This window comes from Pseudomonas oryzicola, from assembly GCF_014269185.2.
Taxonomy (GTDB): Bacteria; Pseudomonadota; Gammaproteobacteria; order Pseudomonadales; family Pseudomonadaceae; genus Aquipseudomonas; species Aquipseudomonas oryzicola.
Genome location: NZ_JABWRZ020000001.1, coordinates 1544555 through 1565282 on the forward strand (window position 1 = coordinate 1544555; position 20728 = coordinate 1565282).

Below are 20728 nucleotides of genomic sequence, written 5' to 3' on the forward strand. Positions count from 1 at the left end.
GGCCGCACAGCGGCCCCCGAATCTAGAACCGATCCAACCGGTAAGGCGCCATATCAGCCCCACTCTCCCTGTCAGCCAACCTCCCCACCCATTCCGCCGTCACCGCCGCCTGGGTCAACCCCAGGTGCTGATGCCCGAACGCCAACAGCACCCGCCCATCACACACCCGGTCGATCACCGGCAACGAATCTGGCAACGAAGGCCGGAAGCCCATCCACGGCGTCGCTCCTTCAACACTCAGGTCCCTCCGGAACAACCCCTTGCTCAAGCGGTGCAACTGCCACGCCCGCTGCATGCTCGGCGGCGCGTCCAGCCCGGCGAATTCCACCGTGCCGGCCAGGCGCAAGCCCTCGGCCATGGGCGTCATGATGAACTTGCGCTCCAGCGATGTGACGGCAAACGGCAAACGTTGATGCTCGCCAGGCAACATTAGGTGGTAGCCGCGCTCGGTGTCCAGTGGCACCTGCTTGCCGGTCAGCACGCCGGTCAACCGCGCAGAATGCGCGCCACAACTGATCAGCACCTGGCGGGCCTCGAGCGTGCCCTGGTCGCTGGCCAGGCTGACCCCGCCGCTGTGCAGCTGCCCGCCATCGACCTGCGCCTGGATAAAGCGCACGCCACTGGCCTTGGCCGCTTCGAACAGTTCGCACACCACCCGGTAGGGGTCGATGAAGTGCCCGGTACGTGGGAAGAACAGCCCACCCTGCAACGACGGGCTCAGTTGCGGCGCCGCCTCGCGCACGGTGTCGGCCGACCAGAAGTCCACCGGCACCGCCTGCTGTTGCATGCGTGCGCGCAAGGCCTCCAGGGCCTGGCGCGACTCCGGCCGCTCGAACACCAGCAACGAGCCATCTTCCTGGAACAGTTCGCTGCGCCCGATCGAACCCAGCAGCCGCTGCCAGGCACCCAGGCTGCCTTCGTTCAACGTGCGGATGCCGGCCACGCTGCGCTGAAACGGGCCCGGGCGCAGGTTGAGCAGCAGGCGGGTGAACCACGGCATGGCCTTGGGCAGGTACTTCCAGTCCAGGCGCAGCGGGCCCATCGGGTCCAGCAGCATGCGCGGCAGGCGTTTGAGAATCGACAGGTCGGCAATCGGGAATACCTGCTCGGTGGCCAGGTGCCCGGCGTTGCCGTAGGACGCGCCCTGGCCGGGTGCCTGACGGTCTACCAGGGTTACCCGGCGGCCTTGGCGGGCCAGTTGCAGGGCACAGGCGACGCCGACAATGCCGGCACCGACCACGGCGATATCGGTTTCAGCGGTTTCGACCATGCTCAGCCTTCCCGTTTACCGTCGAGCAGGCGCCGCAGTTGCAGCGGGTTGCCGTGTTTCAGCGCCTGCGGCAGCAGGGCATCGGGGAAGTCCTGGTAGCACACCGGGCGCAGGAAGCGCAGGATCGCCGCCGTGCCCACCGAGGTGGTGCGGGCATCGGAGGTGGCCGGGAACGGCCCGCCGTGGACCATCGCGTCGCATACCTCTACACCGGTCGGCCAGCCATTGACCAGAATGCGGCCAGCCTTGCGCTCAAGGGTCGGCAGCAGCGCGCGGGCGCTGTCGATGTCGGCATCGTCCAATTGCAGGGTGGCGGTCAGTTGGCCTTCCAGATGCTCGGCCACCTGGCGCACTTGCTCATCGTTGGCGCAGGCCACCACCAGCGACGCCGCACCGAAGACTTCGGCCTGCAACGCCGGGTCGGCGAGGAACGCTTCGGCCTGGGTCACGAACAGCTGCGCCTGGCATTGGTTGGGGCCTTGCTCGGCCTGGCCACTGGCGGCGGCCTGGGCATTGGCGTTTGCGGCCAGGGCGCCGACACCGGCTTGGTAGGCACTGAAGATGCCCGGGGTAAGCATGGTCTGCGCCGCAGCCTGGCGCACGTGTTCGCTGGCGGCGTCGATGAAACGCTGCAACGCCGGCCCCTGGCGGGCAATCACCAGGCCGGGGTTGGTGCAGAACTGGCCGGCACCCTGGGTCAGCGAGGCGACGAAGCCTTGTGCCAGTGCCTCGGCGCGGGTCTGCAGGGCGGTGTCGAACAGGAACACCGGGTTGATCGAGCTCATTTCGGCGTACACCGGGATCGGCTCCGGGCGGGCCTGGGCCGCCTGGCACAGCGCAATGCCACCGCTGCGCGAGCCGGTAAAGCCAACGGCCTTGATGCGCGGGTCGCTGACCAGCGCAATGCCCACTTCACGACCGGAGCCGTACAACAGCGAAAACACACCGGCCGGCAAGCCGCACTGCTTCACGGCCTTTGCCACTGCCTGGCCGACCAGCTCGCTGGTGCCCGGGTGAGCGCCGTGGGCCTTGACCACCACCGGGCAGCCGGCGGCCAGGGCCGAGGCGGTATCGCCGCCGGCCACCGAGAAGGCCAGCGGGAAATTGCTGGCGCCGAATACCGCCACCGGCCCCAGTGCCACCTGGCGCTGGCGCAGGTCGGCGCGCGGCAGGGGCTGGCGTTCGGGCAGGGCGTTGTCGACCCGCACGTCCAGCCATTCACCGGCCCGTACCACGCGGGCGAAGGTACGCAGCTGGGTGCAGGTGCGGCCACGTTCGCCCTGGATGCGCGCCTTGGGCAGGCCGCTTTCGGCCACGGCGCGGTCGAGCAGCACATCGCCCAGCGCTTCGATTTGCGTGGCGATGCTTTCGAGGAACTGCGCCCGTTGTTCGAGCGAGGTTTCGCGGTAGGCATCGAACGCGGCCCAGGCCAGTTCGCAGGCCTGCGCCACGTGTTCGCTGGTGCCGCCGTGGTAGGCCGGTTCCAGCACCTGGCCGCTGGCCGGGTTGATGGCACGGATGGCTTCGCGGCTGCCGGTTACCGGCGTCTGGCCGATCAGCAGGTTGCCTGTGAGGGTCATGGAGCCTCCTTTGGAAATTACATGCAGTTGCAAGGGTGTACTGCTTACCCTGTGGGAGCGGGCGAGCCCGCGAACACCGGCAAAGTCGGTGCCAGGCACCGAGTTGCCTGTTTCGCGGGCATGCCCGCTCCCACAGAGAAAGCAGTGGCTGCTTAGGCGATGTTCTGCTCAGCCGACCAACTGGCGTACCAGGTGCGGAACAGCGCGTACTGCTGCTCGGCATAGTTGCGCTGGGCGTCGCTCAGCACGTCGGTCTCGTTGAAGTGCAGGCTGTATTCGCTGTCACCGTTCAGCACCATCAGGTGCTTGTAGTAGAGCACCAGGTCGCAGCCTTCATCGAACGACGACAGCACTGCCAGCGCCGCTTCCAGCTCGCGCGCCAGGCGTCGGGCCTTGGCATCGCCCTTGGCCGCTTGCTTGCTCAGGCTCACCAGGTGCAGCACTTCGCGTGGCAGGGCGTTGCCGATGCCGGTGATGGCGCCAGTGGCGTTGCAGTTGACGAAGCCGTGCACCACCTGGGTGTCGACACCGACCATCAGGGTGACGTCGTCATCCTTGGAGGTGATGTGCTCGGCGGCGTAGCGCAAGTCGGCGCCACCGCCGAATTCCTTGAAGCCGATCAGGTTGGGGAACTCGCGGCGCAGTTCGAAGAACAGGTCGGCACGGGTGGCGAAGCCGTAGTACGGGCTGTTGTAGATCACCGCCGGCAGCTTCGGTGCAGCAGCCAGGATGGCCGAGAAGTGGTGCTTCTGGGCGATCGGCGAGGCCCCGCGGCTGAGCACGCGCGGGATGACCATCAGGCCGGCAGCGCCAACCTTGGCGGCGTGGGCGGCGTGGGATACGGCTTCACGGGTGTTCACCGCGCCGGTACCGACGATGGTCGGGATGCCGGCGGCGACCAGGCGGGCCACGCCTTCCTGGCGCTCGGCTTCGGTCAGCAGCGGCCAGTCGCCCATCGAGCCGCAGTACACCACGGCGCTCATGCCGACGTCGATCAGTTCGCGGCCCTTGCGCACCAGGGCATCGAAGTCTGGCTTGCGCTCGGCGGTGCACGGGGTCATCAGGGCGGGCATGGTGCCGGTGAAGATATTGTTGCTCATGGTTTTGCTCCTGGCGGTATTCAGTCGGGGAAGAAACCGGGGCTCAGATGCCCCAGGCGAACGGGTCCTGTTCGTCGATCAGCAGGGTGCTGTCGGCGGTCATGTAGGCGCGGCCGGTGATGAACGGGCGAATGCGTTCGCCGTCGCGCTGGTAGTGGCCGTGGAACTGGCTGCCGGTAATGCTGGCCTGCACCCACGTCTGGCCTTCGGCGAGCTTGCCGTCGGCGGCCAGGCAGGCCAGCTTGGCGCTGGTGCCGGTGCCGCACGGCGAGCGGTCGTAGGCTTTGCCGGGGCACATCACGAAGTTGCGGCTGTCGGCATTGGCGTCGTCGGCGAACAGCTCGACATGGTCGATTGGCGCACCGTGCTCGCCGCTGATGCCCTGGGCTTCGAGGGCCTTGAGCATGGCCCAGGCGTAGTCGGTCAGCGCCTCGCGGTTGTCCAGTTCGATGCGCTGGCCGTGTTCGGCAACCAGGAAGAACCAGTTGCCACCCCAGGCGATGTCGCCGTGCACCACGCCATGCCCGGGCACGTCCACCGCCACGTGCTGGCGATAGCGGTAGGACGGCACGTTGCCGACGGTGACGGCACCGTCGTCATGCAGGGTTGCAGTGATCTGGCCGACCGGGGTGTCGATCTTGTGTTCGCCCGGTGCAATCAGGCCCAGGTGCTGCAGCGAGGCGACCAGGCCGATGGTGCCGTGGCCGCACATGTTCAGGTAGCCGGCGTTGTTGAAGAAAATCACCCCGCAGGTGGCGTCGGCCGAGGTTGGTGGGCAGTACAGCGCGCCGACCAGCACATCGTTGCCGCGCGGTTCCAGCAGGCAGGCGCGGCGCCATTGATCGTGCAGCTCGCGCAGTTCGTCGCGTTGCTCGGCCATGCTGCGCCCGTGCAGTGCCGGGAAGCCTTGCATCACCAGGCGGGTCGGTTCGCCGCCGGTATGCGAGTCGATGACGTGGATGTGTTTCATGGGTTTGTCCATTTGCGAAAGATTCAGGAAGCGACAGCGGGACGGCCGCTGTAGGTTTCAACGCCAGCTTCGCTTTCATCCTCGCCCTCCAGGCGCACCAGGTGGGCCGGCACACCGGTGGCTGCGCCCCAGTAGTAGATGCCCAGGGCGCAGGCGCCCACGGCCACGGTGTCGAACGGGTGGCCGAGCACCCCCAGGCCGCCGAAACTGCCCAGCCATGACAGCAGGATGGTGACTGCGTAGAAGCCGATCAGCCACGCTGACGAGCGCACCTGCTGGGCCAGCGACAGGTGCTGGGTCGGGACGAAACGGCCGCACAGCAGGTACAGCACGAACATCACGATCTGCAGGGCCAGCAGCCACGACACGGTGTTCCAGCCGGACCAGTACACGATCAGCGCGGCGATGATGAACGACAGCGGGCCGAGCACACCCATGCCCTTGACCCGGAACGGGCGCGGCATGTCGGGGGCATTGCGGCGCAGGGCGGCGACGGTGACCGGGGCCACGGCGTAGCTCAGCACCAGGGCTGCGGAAACCACGTTGATCAGCGCTTCCCAGGACGGGAACGGCAGGGTCCAGAACACCGACAGGGCAAAGGTCAGCCACAGCGCCGGGCGCGGGATGCCGGATTCTGCATCGATACGGGTGAAGTACTTGAAGAAGGTGCCGGTCTGCGCCCAGCCATAGACCACGCGTGGGGTGGCGTTCATGTAGATGTTGCCGCAGCCGCTGGGCGAGATTACCGCATCGGCCACCACCAGGTAGGCCAGCCAGCCGACACCCAGGGCCAGGGCGATGTCACGGTAGGGCAGGGCCAGTTCCTTGGTTACGCTGGCCCAGCCGTTGGCCAGCATTTCGGTTGGCACGCTGCCGAGGAAGGCCAGTTGCAGCAGGGCATAGATAGCGGTCGACAGCAGCACCGAGAGGATCAGCGCGATCGGGATGGTGCGCTGCGGGTTCTTCACCTCGCTGGCGACCGAAATGATGGGTGTCAGGCCCAGGTAGGCGAAGATGATGCCGCCAGCCGACACCGCCATTTCCACTCCGGACAGGCCGAACGGGGCAAAGCCCTGGACTTCGAAGTTTTCCGGTTTGAAAAAGGTGAACAGCACGCCGATCACCAGCAGCGGCACGATGAACTTGAATACGCTGACCAGGTTGTTGGCCTTGGCGAAGGTTTTCACGCTGCGGTAATTGAGGAAGAAGAACAGACCCAGCAGGGCGAACTGCACCAGCCAGCCGAGCACGCTCGGGTCGCTGGAGCCGGCCTTGGTCAGCCCGGGGAACCAGGCGGCGGCGTACTGGCGCGAGGCGACCACTTCGATGGCGATCAGGCTGGAGAAGGCGATCAGGGTAATGAAGCCCATCAGGTAGCCCAGCAGCGGGCCATGCGAGTACACCGGGTAGCGCACCACGCCACCGGCGCGGGGCAGGGCGGCGCCCAGCTCGCAATAGACGATGCCCAGCAAGAGCACGGCAAAGCCGCCCAGGAACCACGAAAGGATACCGGCCGGGCCGGCGATGGCCGAGACGTGGCTGGCGGCGAACAGCCAGCCGGAGCCGAAAATGGCACCTAGGCCGATGAAGGTGAGGTCCAGCAATGACAACTGTTTCTTGAATTTGCCTGACATGGGTGCGCCTTTTTGTTGGTTATTGGATAGGCAGGTCTGATGTCACGTGGTGTGGCTTGCGTGGGGCATAGAGTGGACCGATCGGGGCGGTGGTTCTTGATGGTTTTCGGCAGGGTGGATGACGAAATCGGCACAGTTGCGAAAAAGCAGTGGTAGGAGGGAAGGGTGGTGGATAGGCTGTAAGCCTTAACGCATAAGGGTTGTAGACATTTACTTGCTGTGCCGGCCTCTTCGCGGGTAAACCCGCTCCTACAGGTACTGCGCAGCCCTCGAAGCTGCGGAGATACCTGTAGGAGCGGGTTTACCCGCGAAGAGGCCGGCACAGCAAACCGAGAGAGAGCAGATGACCGACACCCCCCTGGCAACCCTGTACCAGTCCCTCGACCAGCACCGCCCCGCCAACCTCGAGGCCCTGCTCGCCGGTGTGTCCCTGCTGCAGCCGATTCTCGACGCCATCCCCAACGCCGCGATCTTCATCAAGGACCCGGCCGCCCGCTATGTGCTGGCCAACAACACCCTGGTCCAGCGCTGTGGCCTCAAGCGCCTGCAACCGCTGCTGGGCAAGACCAGTGCCGAGGTGTTCCCGGCTCAGCTGGGCCCCGGCTACACCGAGCAGGATCGGCGTGTGCTCAAGGAAGGCCTGGTGCTGGAGGACCAGCTGGAACTGCACCTGTACGGCAGCCGCGAGCCCGGCTGGTGCCTGACCCACAAGCGCCCGCTGTACAACCTGGCAGGGGAGATCATCGGCCTGGTCGGTATCTCGGTCGACCTGCAATCAGCCGCCGATACCCACCCGGCCTACCAGCGCCTGGCGGCGGTGGACGAGCACATCCGCCAGCATTTCCACCAGCCGATCAGCATGCGCGAGCTGACCCGCATCGCTGGCATTTCCGTGGCCCAGCTGGAGCGCTACTGCAAGCGGGTGTTCCACCTCACGCCCCGGCAAATGATCCACAAGGCGCGCCTGGAGCATGCCCATCGCCTGCTGCACTCGGACCTGCCGATCACCGAAGTGGCCATGCGCTGCGGCTATACCGACCACAGCGCCTTCAGCCGCCAGTTCAAGCAGCTGACCGGCTTCACGCCGCGGCAGTATCGGCAGGCAACCAGCAATCAGCCGCGCTGAAACAGCACCCGCGCCTCGTCGAAGCACTGCTCGGCAATCGCCGAACGTGGTTCGCTGCGGCGCAGCAGCAGGCCTACCGGGCTGTGGATGGCGGCGTCGGCCACCGGCAGGATGCGCAGGTGCTCGCTGAGGTCTTCCAGGCCGCAGTCCAGCGGCATGACCGCGCAGCACATGCCGGTGTTGATGGCCTGGATCAGCTGGAAGCTGGAGTCGCTTTCCAGCACTGCATTCGGCTCCAGGCCGCGGCTGCGGAAACTCAGGTCCAGCGACTGGCGGTAATGCATGCCCTTGCTCAACAGGCCCAGCGGAATGCCGCCGAGCTCGTCCCAGCGCAGGGTGTCGCCGGCGAACTGGAAGTGCCGGGTATCGTGCAACAGGCCCATGGTGGTGGTGCCCAGTTCGATCACTTCGAAGAAACTGGTGTTGACCTGGTCCAGGTAGCAGATACCCAGGTCGAGCTGGTTGCGGCTGAGCCCGTCGATGACCTGCTCCGAGCTCAACGAGCTGAGCTGGAAGTGCAGCTCCGGGTATTTCTCGCGCAGCGGCAGCAGCAGGTGCATGGGGTTGAAACTGGCCAGCGGCACCGTGCCCAGGCGCAGGCTGCCGACCACCTGGCCACGGCAGCTGGCGGCCTCGGCCTGCAGGCCGTCGTGGGCGGCGAGCAGGGTGCGGGCCCAGGCCAGGATGCGCTCGCCGGCTTCGGTAAAGCCTTCGAAACGCTGGCCGCGCTTGACCAGTACCAGGTCCAGTTCGTCCTCCAGGTTGCGCAGGCGCATGGACAGCGTCGGCTGGGTGATATGGCACAGCGCCGCGGCCTGGCCGAAGTGGCGGGTCTGGTCGAGGGCGATGAGGAACTTGAGCTGCTTGATGTCCATGAAAATGCCTGGTATCGGGTTGTGCAGACCTTAACCCACGTCTGCGATAGATGTCATCGATCAGCCGGTACGCCATATCGATTGGACGCCCCTGGGCCATGTCTCTAGCGTGGCTGCAATGCCACTGAAGGAGCTTCGCCGTGCGCGTCCAAGCCGACGCGGTCTTCGTACCGCTCAACATCGCCGTGCTGACTGTCAGCGACACCCGTACCTATGACAATGACACCTCCGGCGAGCTGCTGGCCAGCCGCGCGCTGGAGGTCGGCCACCGTCTGGTGGCGCGGGCGCTGCTCAAGGACGACCTGTACAAGATCCGCGCCCAGGTCGCGACCTGGATTGCCGACGACCAGGTGCAGGTGGTGCTGGTCACCGGTGGTACCGGCTTTACCGGGCGGGACAGCACGCCGGAGGCGGTCGAATGCCTGCTGGACAAGCGCATCGACGGCTTTGGCGAGCTGTTCCGGGCCCTGTCGATCCTGGATATCGGCACCTCGACCGTGCAGAGCCGTGCATTCGCGGGGCTGGCCAACCGTACCCTCATCTGTTGCCTGCCGGGTTCCACCGGGGCCTGCCGTACGGCGTGGGAAGGGATCCTGGCGGAGCAGCTGGATGCGCGGCACCGGCCGTGCAACTTCGTCAAGCACCTGCTGCCGATCGCGGCCTGCGCCAGCCGGGGCTGATTCGCTGGCGGCTGGCTGATGCGGTCGGTGCAGGAGCGGCCATGCGATGGCAGGTTCAGCTCAACACATACCCCTCCGGCAACAACGCCGGTGGCAGCTGTCGTTCGCCCAATGCCGCCAGTACATCGCGCTCCACGGTGCGCACCATGGCATCGGTCGGCAGGTCGTTTTCATCGCGCCCGAACGGGTCTTCCAGCTCGTTGCCAATCGCATCCAGCCCGAAAAACGTGTACCCCACGATGGTGGTGAACAGTGGCGCCAGCCAGCCCAGTGGCTCGGCCAGGGCAAATGGCAGCAGCAGGCAGAAGATATAGATGGTGCGGTGAAGCAACAGCGTGTAGGGGAACGGCAAGGGCGTGCCCTTGATGCGCTCGCAGGTGGCCTGCACCTCGGTCAGGCCCACCAGGCGTTGCTCCAGCATGCTGTAGCGCCAGTCACTGATCTGCTGCCGTTCCGCCAGCCGCGAGCAGTGCGCGCCCACTTCGCGCAGGATGGCGTCGCACACATTGTGGCCGTCGAGCGCTTCGGCGTGGGCCAGCCAGGGCCGGGCGGCAGCCAGTTCGTCCTCGTTGCGCAGGTGCGCATTCAGCGCATGGGCAAAGCCGCACAGGTTGCGCAACAGCTCGGCGCGCAGGGCCGGGTCCGCGATGACCTGGCTCTCGCGCACGAACGAGCGGGTTTCGATGATCAGCTTGCCCCAGGCCTTGCGGCCTTCCCACCAGCGGTCGTAGCAGGCGTTGTTGCGAAAGCTCATGAAAATCGACAGCGACAGGCCCAGCAAGGTGAACGGGGTGGCGCTGACCGGGTAGAAGAACGCCGGGAAATGCCGCTCGACCAGCACGATCAGCGCGGCCAGCAAGGTGATCATCAGGCAGCGCAGGGCAATGCGCTTGACGATCGAGCCCTTGAGGGTGAACAGCACACGCAGCACATCAGGAGCGGGGTGGACGATCATGGCAATCCAGATACGGCGGCCTAGCCGCCGGTCATGTTCATGAAGCGCAGGATCTGCACGTCGCCACCGACTTCGAAGTGATGGCGGTAGGGCTTGAGGTGCAGCGAATCGCGAATCGCCTGTTCCAGGCGTTCGGCGTTGCCCGGGTGGGCGCGCAGCACCTGCTTGAGGTCCACCGAATGTTCGTTGCCCAGGCACAGCAGCAGGCGGCCTTCGACAGTGAGGCGCACGCGGTTGCAGGTGGCGCAGAAGTTATGGCTGTGCGGCGAAATGAAACCGATGCGGGTGTTGCTGGCTTCAGCCAGGCGCCAGTAACGCGCCGGGCCTTGCGACGATTCGGTCGATTCGATCAGGGTGAAACGCTCGGCCAGGCGTGCGCGGACCTCGTCGCTGGAGCAGAACGACTCGCCGCGTTCATGCTCGTCGATCACGCCCAGTGGCATCTCCTCGATGAAGGTGATGTCCAGCTCGCGGTCGATGGCAAAGCGCACCAGGTCGACCAGTTCGTGGTCGTTGCGGCCCTTGAGCACCACGCAGTTGAGCTTGGTGCGCCGGAAACCGGCGTGGCGCGCGGCGTCGATGCCGGCGATCACCTGGTGCAGGTCACCGGTACGGGTCAGCTGCCTGAAGCGCTCGGCATCCAGGCTGTCGAGGCTGATGTTCAGGCGGGTCACGCCAGCGTCGAACAGCGGCTGGGCCAGGCGCCCGAGTTGCGAGCCATTGCTGGTCAGGCACAACTCGCGCAAACCGGGCAGGGCGGCGATGCGCCCGCACAGGTCGACGATGCCCTGGCGCACCAGCGGTTCACCACCGGTCAGGCGAATCTTGCGGGTGCCGAGGGCGACGAAGCGCTCGGCCACTGCGAACAGTTCTTCGAGGCTGAGGATCTGCTGGCGTGGCAGAAACTGCATGTCTTCGGCCATGCAGTACACACAGCGGAAGTCGCAGCGATCGGTGACCGACATCCGCAGGTAGTCGATTTTCCGGTTGAAGCCGTCGATCAGGGCCCGGCTGTTCTGTTCCACGTTCGCGCTCGAATGGGTTGGGACTGAACTCCAAGCTATAACCTGGGGGCAAGGCCGTCAAATTGCTTTGCCCGACCACTTGATCGACCGCTTCTATCATCACCCCCGGCGCATGATCGAAAGCGCTTATCACGCCGTAAGATCTTTCGATTGGACGGCTCTACCCCGCGCTCCATAGGCTGAAAAAAAGCATCGAAGCGTGAGGATTCAGCGCATGAGCCAGGACCGACATATCCGCGACTACAAGGGCGCCGCCGCCGGCTGGGGGGCGCTCAAGAGCGTGACCAGAAGCTGGCTGGGCAGTGACAATGCCTTCAAGAACCTGCGGGCCATGCTCAAGACCAACCAGAACGGCGGCTTCGACTGCCCCGGCTGCGCCTGGGGCGAGTCGCCGGAAAACGACATGGTCAAGTTCTGCGAAAACGGCGCCAAGGCGGTCAACTGGGAAGCCACCGGCCGCTCGGTAGACCCGGCGTTCTTCGCCAGGTACAGCGTCAGCGCGCTGGCCGCGCAGAGCGACTACTGGCTGGAGTACCAAGGCCGGCTGACCCACCCGATGCGCTACGATGCGGCCACCGACCACTACGTCGAAACCAGCTGGGAAGAGGCGTTCGCCCTGGTCGCCCAACACCTGCGCGCGCTGGATTCACCCGACCAGGCCGAGTTCTATACCTCGGGCCGGGCCAGCAACGAGGCGGCGTTCCTCTACCAGCTGTTCGTTCGCGCCTACGGCACCAACAACTTCCCCGACTGCTCGAACATGTGCCACGAAGCCAGTGGCGTGGGCATGGCGGAAACCCTCGGCGTGGGCAAGGGCACCGTGGTGTTCCACGACCTGGAACTGGCCGATGCCATCTTCGTCATCGGCCAGAACCCTGGTACCAACCACCCGCGCATGCTCGAACCGTTGCGCGAAGCGGTCAAGCGCGGGGCCCAGGTGGTCTGCTTCAACCCGCTGAAAGAGCGCGGCCTGGAGCGCTTCCAGCACCCGCAGCACCCGTTCGAGATGCTCAGCAATGGCTCCGAACCGACCAATACCGCCTACTTCCGCCCGGCCCTGGGCGGCGACATGGCGGTGTTGCGCGGCATGGCCAAGTACTTGTTGCAATGGGAGCGCGAAGCCCAGGCCAACGGCGAGCCGGCGGTGTTCGACCATGCCTTCATTGCCGAGCATACCAGTGGCATCGACGCCTACCTGGCCACCCTGGACGCTACGCCGTGGGCGCACATCGTCGAGCAATCGGGGCTGACCCAGGCCGAGATCGAGCTGGCCGCGCGCATGTACCGCAAGGCCGAGCGGGTGATCATGTGCTGGGCCATGGGCGTCACCCAGCATCGCCACTCGGTAGCGACCGTACAGGAAATCGTCAACCTGCAACTGCTGCGCGGTAATGTCGGCAAACCCGGTGCCGGCCTGTCGCCGGTGCGTGGCCACAGCAACGTGCAGGGCGACCGCACCATGGGCATCGATGAGAAACCCAGGCCGGCGCTGCTCGACGCCCTTGAAAGGCGCTTCCAGTTCCGCGTGCCGCGCGCCCATGGGCACAATGCGGTGCTGGCGATCAAGGCCATGGCAGAAGGGCGGGCCAAGGTGTTCATCGGCCTGGGCGGCAACTTTGCCCAGGCCACGCCGGACACGCCGCGCACCCATGCGGCGCTGCGCAACTGCGCGCTGACCGTGCAGATTTCCACCAAGCTCAACCGCTCGCACCTGGTCACTGGCCGCGACGCCCTGATCCTGCCCTGCCTGGGGCGTACCGAGATCGACCTGCAGGCCAGCGGGCCGCAAGGCGTGACCGTGGAGGACACGTTCAGCATGGTGCACCTTTCCCATGGCCAGTTGCGCCCGCGTTCGCCACACCTGCGTTCGGAGCCGTGGATCATTGCCGGCATGGCCCAGGCGACCCTGGGCAAGCGGCCGATCGACTGGGCGTACGCCGTTGCCGATTACGGCCGCATCCGTAACATGATCGCCGACGTGATCCCTGGCTTCACCGATTTCAATGCGCGCCTGCAGCACCCAGGCGGCTTCCACCTGGGCAACACGGCGGCCGAACGCACCTGGCGCACGGCCACCGGCAAGGCGCGCTTCAGCCCGCAGCGGTTGCCGGAGCAACTGGTGAATGCCAAGGTGCTGGCGCGCGGTGACAAGCCCGACCTGATCCTGCAGACCTTGCGCTCGCACGACCAGTACAACACTACCCTGTATGGCCTGGATGACCGTTATCGCGGGGTGTTCGGCCTGCGTGAAGTGGTATTCGTCAACGAGGTCGACATCCGGCGGATGGGCTTCGAACCGGGCGAGCATGTGGACCTGGTGTCGCTGTGGGAGGATGGCGTGGAGCGGCGCGTGTCGGGCTTCCGCCTGGTGGCCTACGACGTGCCGGAAGGGCAGGCGGCGGCTTATTACCCGGAGACCAACCCGCTGGTGCCGCTGGATAGTTATGGCGAGGGAACCTATACGCCGACTTCGAAGTTCGTGGCGATCAAGGTCGAGAAGGCCAAGGCTGGGAATCGGATTGCGGCGGTGGCGGCTGCGGATTGACGGGCTGCCTGCACGGGCCCTGTCGGCGTACGAAATCAGGAGCGGTGCACCGGGTAAGCCGTGGTGTACTTCATCTGCTCCATGGCGAAACTGGAGGTGATGTTGGAAAGCCCCTCGGTGCGGGTGATGAGCTTTTTATAGAACCGGTCGTACGCAGCAATATCACCCACCACCACCCGCAGCATGTAGTCCCAGTCCCCCGACATGCGATAGCACTCCATCACTTCCTCGAATGCGGTCACGGTCGCGGCAAACTGCTCCAGCCAGGCGCTGTCGTGGCGCTGGGTCTTGAGCTGGACGAACACCGTCAGCCCGAGCCCCAGCCGTTCAGGGTCGAGCAAGGCGACGCGGCCGACAATGTAGCCTTCTTCTTCCAGGCGCTTGACCCGCTTCCAGCAGGGGGTAGTGGAAAGGTTGACGGCCTCGGCCAGGTCCTTGAGCGAGATCGCGGCGTCGCGTTGTAGCAAGGTGAGAATGTGCTGGTCGAAGCTGTCCATGTCGCGTGCGGCCGTGGAGAAAAATATTTCACAGATTACCCCAAGGCCAGAAGATTTGGGTTGTGCGATAGTGGCAACTTTCACTCTGCCAATGGGCCTGACCATGTCCGACAAGCCGCGTAACTTCGCCACCCGTACCATTCATGCTGGCGAGCAGTTCAGCGTTGCTGACAATGCCATTTTCCCGGCGATCGTCACCGCCAGCTCGTTCACCAAGCGTAGCCTGGATGACAAGCCGGAATACTCCTACAGCCGGGTGGGAAACCCCACCCGGCATGCCTACGAAACCTGTGTCGCCGCCCTTGAAGAAGGCGTAGGTGCGGTGGCCTGTGCCTCGGGTGTGAATGCCACTGCCACCGTGCTGGAGTTGCTGCCCAAGGATGCCCATGTGGTGGTGATGAACGGCGTGTACGGCGGCACCTTCCGTATCCTGGAAGACTACCGTAGCCGCAGCTCGGGCCTGACCACCACCTACGTCGACCTCAACGACCTCGAGGCCGTGGCCGCTGCCATCCGGCCGGAAACCCAGCTGATCTGGATCGAATCGCCGACCAACCCGTTGCTGCACCTGGTCGACATCAAGGCCGTGTGCGACCTGGCCAAGGCGCGGGGCATCCTCACCTGCATCGACAACACCTTCTGTTCGCCGTGGAACCAGCGCCCCATCACCCTGGGCGTGGACCTGGTCATGCACTCGGCCAGCAAGTACATCGGCGGCCATTCCGACCTGACCGGTGGCGTGGTGGTAGCCGCCAATGATGCGTTGCTGGCGCGCCTGCGCCGTATCAGCATGGCGATTGGCGGCGTGCAGGGGCCGTTCGACTGCTACCTGGCCCTGCGCGGGCTGAAGACGCTGGACGTGCGCATGGAGCGCCAGTGCGCCAATGCCCTGCAGGTGGCGCGCTTCCTCGAACGCCACGCACAGGTCGAACAGGTGTATTACCCAGGGCTGGAAAGCCATCCGCAGCATGAGCTGTGCAAGCGGCAGATGCGCAGTGGCGGGGCAGTGGTGGCGATGAAGGTCAAGGGCGACCGGGCTGCGCTCAACCGCCTGGTGGAGGCGCTGCAGATCTTCGTGCTGGCCGACTCGCTGGGCGGGGTGGAAAGCATGATCAACCACTCCTGGAGCATGTCGCATTGCTCGCTGAGCCCGGAGCAGAAGGGCGTGATGGGCATCAGCGAGAACCTGCTGCGGTTGTCGGTGGGGATCGAGGATTACCGCGACCTGGTCGAGGACCTTGATACGGCGTTGAAAGCGCTGGCCACGGTGTGAAGCCTGCTGGCCCTATCGCCGGCAAGCCGGCGATAGGCTCGGTGAATTCAATTATTTTTTCAGTCAGGATTTGGGCGGATGAATGATCCGTTCGATCTTGTCCTTGATCAGCAACCGCTCCTTGCGCAAACGGTTGACGGCCTCGTCGTTGGTACCGTTGCCTTCGGCGGCCAGCACCTCCTTGTCCTTGGCGTTGTATTCCTTGTGCAGCGCGTGCAGCGTCTGGTCCTTGTCCATGAGCGCCTGGAATGCATCAGCGGTAACGTGCAGGTCAGCGAGCAGATCATGCGGAACTGGCATTTCTTCACCTCTGTCGGGGTTGGCGAATGGTCCTGACCTTTGAGGATAGTCGGCTTTGCGCAGGTGGGGGACTGGGGTAGGCTGTCGCATCTCCCGTGACCCGGAACCTGCGCCATGCCTCACCTCAACCTGGAATACAGCGACAACTTGCGCAAGCTCAATGTCGATGTGCTGTTGCTGCGCCTGAACCACGCCCTGGTCGGCAGTGGTCAGTTCGCCGACGAGGCGGACATCAAGAGCCGTGCCGAAGCCTTCCGGCACTTTCGGGTGGGCACCTCGCCGGGCGAGCGGGCTTTTGTCCATGTGCGCCTGGCCATCCTCAGCGGGCGTTCGCCGGAGGTGAAAACGCTGTTGTCCAGCAGCCTGCTCGACGTACTGCGCGAAGCCATCCCCGCGCGGCCAGGGTTGGATATCCAGCTGTGCGTGGAAGTGCTGGACATCGATCGGGAACCTTACGCCAAGCTGCGCCTGCCAGGCTGAACCGTGGTTTCATGAAGTTCTTTTAATGTAGAAGGCGTCGGCTAACGGATTTGTTGGCGTCTTTTTCACAAAAAATTGATGGTGCGCTTTCTAGAGTTCGGCCAAGTTTCCGCGGTGCCGCCCAGGCCCTCGGGCTGGTCCTTACCCTTGAATGCGAACACTGATGCCGAACTTCAAATCCCTGCGGACTGAATGGGTCACGCTGCTGGCCAGCCTTTACCTGCTGATCGGCTTCAACTTCTTTCTCTGGCATCATCTCGAACAGGTCGTTCCGCCCGGCTTGCCGGGGCTATGGCTGGGTCTGGCATTCGCCGTGATGATGCTGTTCGCGTTCAACCTGATTCTGACCCTGTTGGCCTTCCGCTTCATATTGAAGCCGGTGCTCATTGTGTTGTTCCTGAGTGGTGCCGGTGTTGCCTACTTCATGAACCAGTATGGCGTACTTATTGACGCGGGCATGTTCCGCAATATTGCCGAAACCAATGTGGCAGAAGTGCGTGACTTGCTCTCGCTGAAATTTGCCTTGTATATCCTGGGCCTGGGTGTATTGCCGTCGATCCTGGTATGGAAGACGCCGATCGCCTACCGCGCCTGGCACCGCGAGCTGTTCGGCAAACTGGTGGTCGGCGGTGCCTGTGTGGTGGCCCTGGGTTCGGTGGCGCTGATCAACTACCAGGGCTTGTCGTCGCTGTTTCGCAATCACCACGAACTGCGCCTGATGCTGACCCCCAGCAATATCGTCGGCGCTTCCTTCGGTTATGTCAGCGAGCGTGTCGGTACTGCTGCGCAGCCATTCCAGCATTACGGCGAAGATGCCAGGCGCGATGCCGCCTGGCAAAAACATGAGCGCAAGTCGCTGACGGTGCTGGTGGTGGGGGAGAGTGCGCGGGCAGACCATTTCGGGGTGCTGGGCTATGACCGCGATACCACGCCGAACCTTGCCCGCGAGCAGGGCCTGCTGGCGTTCTCCGATGTGCACTCCTGCGGCACGGAAACCGCCGTTTCGGTGCCGTGCATGTTCTCCGGCATGCAGCGCAAGGACTACGATGCCCGCGTGGCGAAGAACCGCGAAGGGTTGCTGGACATCCTCCAGCGTGCCGGCCTGGCCGTGCAATGGCGTGACAACCAGTCGGGCTGCAAGGGCACCTGCGACCGTGTGCAGTTCATCGATGTCAGCAACCTCAAGGACGCGCAACTGTGCGCGGACGGTGAGTGCCATGACCAGATCCTGCTGCAGGGCCTGGGCGAGCTGATCGACAACCTCGACCAGGACACCGTGCTGGTGCTGCACCAGATGGGCAGCCACGGCCCGGAATACTTCAAGCGCTACCCGGCTGCCGATCAGCGCTTCGCCCCGGTGTGCCAGAGCAATGCCCTGGACCAGTGCAGCCAGCAGGAAATCGTCAACGGCTACGACAACACCCTGGCTTATACCGACAAGGTGCTGGCCTCGCTGATCGACACCCTGCGCAGCAAGCAGGACAAGGTCGACACGGCGATGATCTACCTGTCCGACCATGGCGAGTCGCTGGGTGAGTACAACCTGTTCCTGCACGGCACGCCCTACGCCATCGCCCCCGAGCAGCAGAAGCACGTGCCGCTGCTGACCTGGTTCTCCGACAGCTACAAGGACGACTTCGGCATCGATACCGACTGCCTGGCCAAGCTCAGCGACGCCCCGTTGTCGCAGGACAACCTGTTCCACTCGATGCTCGGCCTGTTGCAGGTGCACACCGAGGTCTACCAGCAGTCGCTGGACCTGTTCGCCAGCTGCCGGCCGTGGCTGGCGGCCAAGCGTTGAAGCCAATTGCAGACGGTGTGTAGCGGCTTTAGCCGCGAACACCGGCGAAGCCGGTGCCATCCACCGCGTTGCCTGCATCGCGGATAAATCCGCTCCTACACGCACCACACACGCACAACAGCACCACTGATCGATATCAAGGATGGCCCGGGTTTCACCAGCAGTGCCCGCGCCGTATATACTGCGCGCCAATGTTAGTGGGAGAGCCTCGTGGCCATCGAAATACACTGGATCCGTGACGACCAGAGCCTGGCCGAACACTGCCGGAACTGGCACGAACTGCCCTTCGTCGCCGTCGATACCGAATTCATGCGGGTCGACACCTTCTACCCCAAGGCCGGGCTGGTCCAGATCGGCGATGGCCAGCGTGCCTTCCTGATCGACCCGTTGCTGATCGGTGACTGGCAACCCTTGGCCGAGCTGCTCGAAGACAGCCGCGTGGTCAAGGTGCTGCATGCCTGCAGCGAAGACCTCGAAGTCCTGCTGCGCCTGACTGGCAAGCTGCCACAACCGCTGTTCGACACGCAGCTGGCAGCCGGCTACCTGAACCTGGGCTTCTCCATGGGTTATTCGCGCCTGGTGCAGGAAGTGCTGGGCATCGATCTGCCCAAGGGTGAAACCCGCTCCGACTGGCTGCAGCGCCCGCTCTCCGACACCCAGGTCAGCTATGCAGCCGAGGATGCCGTGCACCTGGCCGAGCTGTTCAGCGTGTTGCGCCCGCGCCTGTCCGACGACAAGTACGCCTGGGTGCTGGAAGACGGCGCCGAGCTGGTCGCCCAGCTGCGCCGCGAAGTCGAGCCCGAAAGCCTGTACCGCGACGTCAAGCTGGCCTGGAAGCTGGCGCCCCAGCAACTGGCGGTGCTGCGCGAACTGTGCGCCTGGCGCGAGCGCGAGGCACGCAACCGCGATGTGCCGCGCAATCGCATCCTCAAGGAGCACTCGTTGTGGCCCATGGCCAAGAGCCAGCCGAACAACCTGTCGGCGCTGGCCAGGATCGACGAGATGCACCCGCGCACCATTCGCCAGGACGGAGAGTTCCTGATCCAGCTGATCCAGCGTGCCGCCAGCCTGCCACCCGAGCAGTGGCCGCCGGCCTTGCCCGAGCCGCTGCCGATCGAGGCCGCCGGTATCCTCAAGCAGTTGCGTGCCATCGGCCAGGCCGAAGGCGAGCGGCTGGGCATCGCCCCCGAGTTGATGCTGCGCAAGAAAGCCCTGGAAGCGCTGCTCAAGAGCGGCTACCCCAATGGCCCCTATCAACTGCCCGATTCGCTGCGCGGCTGGCGCCGTGAGCGCATGGGCCAGGCCCTGCTGGATAGCCTGGCAGGCGCCGGAGAGACCCGATGAAACGCATTTGCTCGATCTACAAGAGCCCACGCAAGAACGAAATGTACCTGTACGTGCTCAAGGCCGATGGCCTGCAGCGCGTGCCCGAAGGCCTGCTGCCGTTCTTCGGCACCCCCATGCACGCCTTCGACCTGGTGCTGACCCCCGAGCGCAAGCTGGCCCGCGAAGACATTGCCAAGGTGCTGGAAAACCTCGACAACCAGGGTTACCACCTGCAAATGCCGCCCCCTGAAGACGACTACATCGAGCACCTGCCCGAAGAGTTGCTGCGCCGGAACGACCCGGCCTGATCATGCGCGTACTGATTGCTGAGCATGACCATGCTCGTTACGCCGAAATCCTGCGTGCCGCCACGCCTGAACTGGAAGTGCTGACCAGCGGCGACTCCGCCGAACTGGCCCGCCAGGCGCCACAGTGCCCGGTGTGGCTGGGCCAGCCGGACCTGCTGGCCAGCCTGTTGCGCCAAGGCCACAAGCCGGACTGGATGCAATCCACCTGGGCCGGTATCACCCCGCTGCTGGCCGAGGGCCTGCCGCGTGACTATCGCCTGACCCGCGCCGTGGGCATCTTTGGCCAGGTGATGGCCGAGTACATGCTCACCTACATGCTGGGCCACGAGCGCGAGGTGCTGTCGCGCCTGGTCAGCCAGGTCGAACGGCGTTGGGACGACCGCCCGGGGCGCACCCTGGAAGGGCGCAAGGTGCTGATCGTCGGCACCGGCGACATTGGCCAGCGCGTGGCGGAGTTCCTGCAGCCGTTTGGCGTGGTCCTGTACGGTGTCGCCAGCAGCGCACGCGAACAGGTGCCGTTCGTCGAAGTGGCCGCCTTGGCCGACCTGCCGCGCCTGGTTGGCCAGGTCGACTACGTGCTCAACCTGCTACCGGACACCCCCGCTACCCACGACCTGTATGACGCGGCGCTGTTCAAATGCTTCCAGCCCAGCGCGCTGTTCATCAATGCCGGGCGCGGGGCGGCGGTGGTCGACGCCGACCTGGTCGCGGCGTTGAAGGATGGCCACCTGGCCGGGGCGGTGATCGATGTCTGCCGCCAGGAGCCACTGCCCAGGCAGCACCCGTTCTGGACCGCCTGGGGCCTGTTGCTGACCGGGCACAGCTCGGCGCCCACCTCGCCGACGGCAATGGTGCGGTTGTTTGTCGAGAATGTGCAGGCGTATGCGGCGGGGCAGGGGTTGCGCGGCGAAGTGGACTTCGCCCGGGGCTATTGACCTTGGTTGCCTGTACCGGCCTCTTCGCCGGGCTCGCCCGCGAAGAGG

The 20728-nt window shown here is 65.0% G+C and carries 19 protein-coding genes; 9 read left to right on the top strand and 10 right to left on the bottom strand.

Going from position 1 to position 20728, the window contains the following annotated elements:
- Nucleotides 1-22: 22 nt before the first annotated feature.
- The 5 genes from HU760_RS07070 to HU760_RS07090 form a co-directional block, all read right to left on the bottom strand.
- A complete protein-coding gene (locus HU760_RS07070) occupies nt 23-1270 on the bottom strand; it encodes an NAD(P)/FAD-dependent oxidoreductase (RefSeq protein ID WP_186676042.1) in 1248 nt (415 codons plus the stop codon).
- Nucleotides 1271-1272: 2 nt separating this feature from the next.
- Entirely contained in the window at nt 1273-2850 is a 1578-nt protein-coding gene (locus tag HU760_RS07075; protein WP_186676045.1) for an aldehyde dehydrogenase (NADP(+)), read from the bottom strand.
- Nucleotides 2851-3002: 152 nt separating this feature from the next.
- Nucleotides 3003-3950 carry a dihydrodipicolinate synthase family protein gene (locus tag HU760_RS07080; protein WP_186676048.1) on the bottom strand — a complete coding sequence of 316 codons (948 nt, stop codon included), beginning with the start codon at nt 3948-3950 and terminating at the stop codon, nt 3003-3005.
- Between the two features lie 43 nt (nt 3951-3993).
- Entirely contained in the window at nt 3994-4920 is a 927-nt protein-coding gene (locus tag HU760_RS07085) for a 4-hydroxyproline epimerase (protein ID WP_186676050.1), read from the bottom strand.
- 23 nt (nt 4921-4943) lie between these two features.
- Nucleotides 4944-6554: an APC family permease gene (locus tag HU760_RS07090; RefSeq protein ID WP_186676051.1), complete on the bottom strand. Its 1611-nt coding sequence runs from the start codon at nt 6552-6554 to the stop codon at nt 4944-4946.
- Nucleotides 6555-6897: 343 nt separating this feature from the next.
- On the opposite strand from HU760_RS07090, the gene HU760_RS07095 reads away from it, so the two are divergent.
- The gene (locus HU760_RS07095; protein WP_186676052.1) at nt 6898-7680 is read left to right on the top strand and encodes an AraC family transcriptional regulator; all 783 of its coding nucleotides are present in this window, start codon (nt 6898-6900) and stop codon (nt 7678-7680) included.
- Here HU760_RS07095 and HU760_RS07100 read toward each other — a convergent pair.
- A complete protein-coding gene (locus tag HU760_RS07100) occupies nt 7668-8555 on the bottom strand; it encodes a LysR family transcriptional regulator (protein ID WP_186676053.1) in 888 nt (295 codons plus the stop codon). The two genes, HU760_RS07095 and HU760_RS07100, sit on opposite strands and share 13 nt — an antisense overlap.
- A gap of 140 nt (nt 8556-8695) precedes the next feature.
- Between HU760_RS07100 and moaB the strand changes: the two genes are divergently transcribed.
- Nucleotides 8696-9235 (top strand): molybdenum cofactor biosynthesis protein B, encoded by a 540-nt coding sequence (gene moaB, locus HU760_RS07105; RefSeq protein ID WP_186676054.1) that lies wholly within the window; start codon nt 8696-8698, stop codon nt 9233-9235.
- Nucleotides 9236-9290: 55 nt separating this feature from the next.
- Here moaB and HU760_RS07110 read toward each other — a convergent pair whose 3' ends face one another.
- A complete protein-coding gene (locus tag HU760_RS07110; RefSeq protein WP_186676055.1) occupies nt 9291-10190 on the bottom strand; it encodes a bestrophin family protein in 900 nt (299 codons plus the stop codon).
- A gap of 20 nt (nt 10191-10210) precedes the next feature.
- Nucleotides 10211-11215, bottom strand: a complete 1005-nt coding sequence (gene moaA, locus HU760_RS07115) for a GTP 3',8-cyclase MoaA (RefSeq protein WP_186676056.1) — start codon at nt 11213-11215, stop codon at nt 10211-10213.
- Nucleotides 11216-11429: 214 nt separating this feature from the next.
- Between moaA and HU760_RS07120 the strand changes: the two genes are divergently transcribed.
- Nucleotides 11430-13760 (top strand): FdhF/YdeP family oxidoreductase, encoded by a 2331-nt coding sequence (locus HU760_RS07120; RefSeq protein WP_186676062.1) that lies wholly within the window; start codon nt 11430-11432, stop codon nt 13758-13760.
- A 35-nt stretch (nt 13761-13795) separates the two neighbouring features.
- Here HU760_RS07120 and HU760_RS07125 read toward each other — a convergent pair whose 3' ends face one another.
- Entirely contained in the window at nt 13796-14257 is a 462-nt protein-coding gene (locus HU760_RS07125) for an Lrp/AsnC family transcriptional regulator (protein WP_186676064.1), read from the bottom strand.
- Nucleotides 14258-14348: 91 nt separating this feature from the next.
- Here HU760_RS07125 and HU760_RS07130 point away from each other — a divergent pair, with 91 nt between their 5' ends.
- The gene (locus tag HU760_RS07130) at nt 14349-15530 is read left to right on the top strand and encodes a trans-sulfuration enzyme family protein (protein WP_186676424.1); all 1182 of its coding nucleotides are present in this window, start codon (nt 14349-14351) and stop codon (nt 15528-15530) included.
- 63 nt (nt 15531-15593) lie between these two features.
- On the opposite strand, the gene HU760_RS07135 is transcribed toward HU760_RS07130, so the two are convergent.
- On the bottom strand, nt 15594-15830 hold the full coding sequence (locus tag HU760_RS07135) for an HP1242/YdcH family protein (RefSeq protein WP_186676066.1): 237 nt from the start codon (nt 15828-15830) through the stop codon (nt 15594-15596).
- 114 nt (nt 15831-15944) lie between these two features.
- Between HU760_RS07135 and HU760_RS07140 the strand changes: the two genes are divergently transcribed.
- From HU760_RS07140 to HU760_RS07160, 5 genes are all read left to right on the top strand, one after another.
- A complete protein-coding gene (locus HU760_RS07140; RefSeq protein ID WP_186676068.1) occupies nt 15945-16310 on the top strand; it encodes a 5-carboxymethyl-2-hydroxymuconate Delta-isomerase in 366 nt (121 codons plus the stop codon).
- A gap of 163 nt (nt 16311-16473) precedes the next feature.
- Nucleotides 16474-18111, top strand: coding sequence for a phosphoethanolamine transferase (locus HU760_RS07145; RefSeq protein ID WP_186676071.1), 1638 nt, complete (start codon nt 16474-16476; stop codon nt 18109-18111).
- Nucleotides 18112-18321: 210 nt separating this feature from the next.
- A complete protein-coding gene (rnd, locus tag HU760_RS07150; protein ID WP_186676073.1) occupies nt 18322-19455 on the top strand; it encodes a ribonuclease D in 1134 nt (377 codons plus the stop codon).
- Nucleotides 19452-19745, top strand: a complete 294-nt coding sequence (locus HU760_RS07155; RefSeq protein WP_170031445.1) for a YcgL domain-containing protein — start codon at nt 19452-19454, stop codon at nt 19743-19745. The genes rnd and HU760_RS07155 overlap by 4 nt, the downstream gene beginning before the upstream one ends.
- A 2-nt stretch (nt 19746-19747) precedes the next feature.
- Nucleotides 19748-20680, top strand: a complete 933-nt coding sequence (locus HU760_RS07160; RefSeq protein WP_186676076.1) for a D-2-hydroxyacid dehydrogenase — start codon at nt 19748-19750, stop codon at nt 20678-20680.
- Nucleotides 20681-20728: the final 48 nt, after the last annotated feature.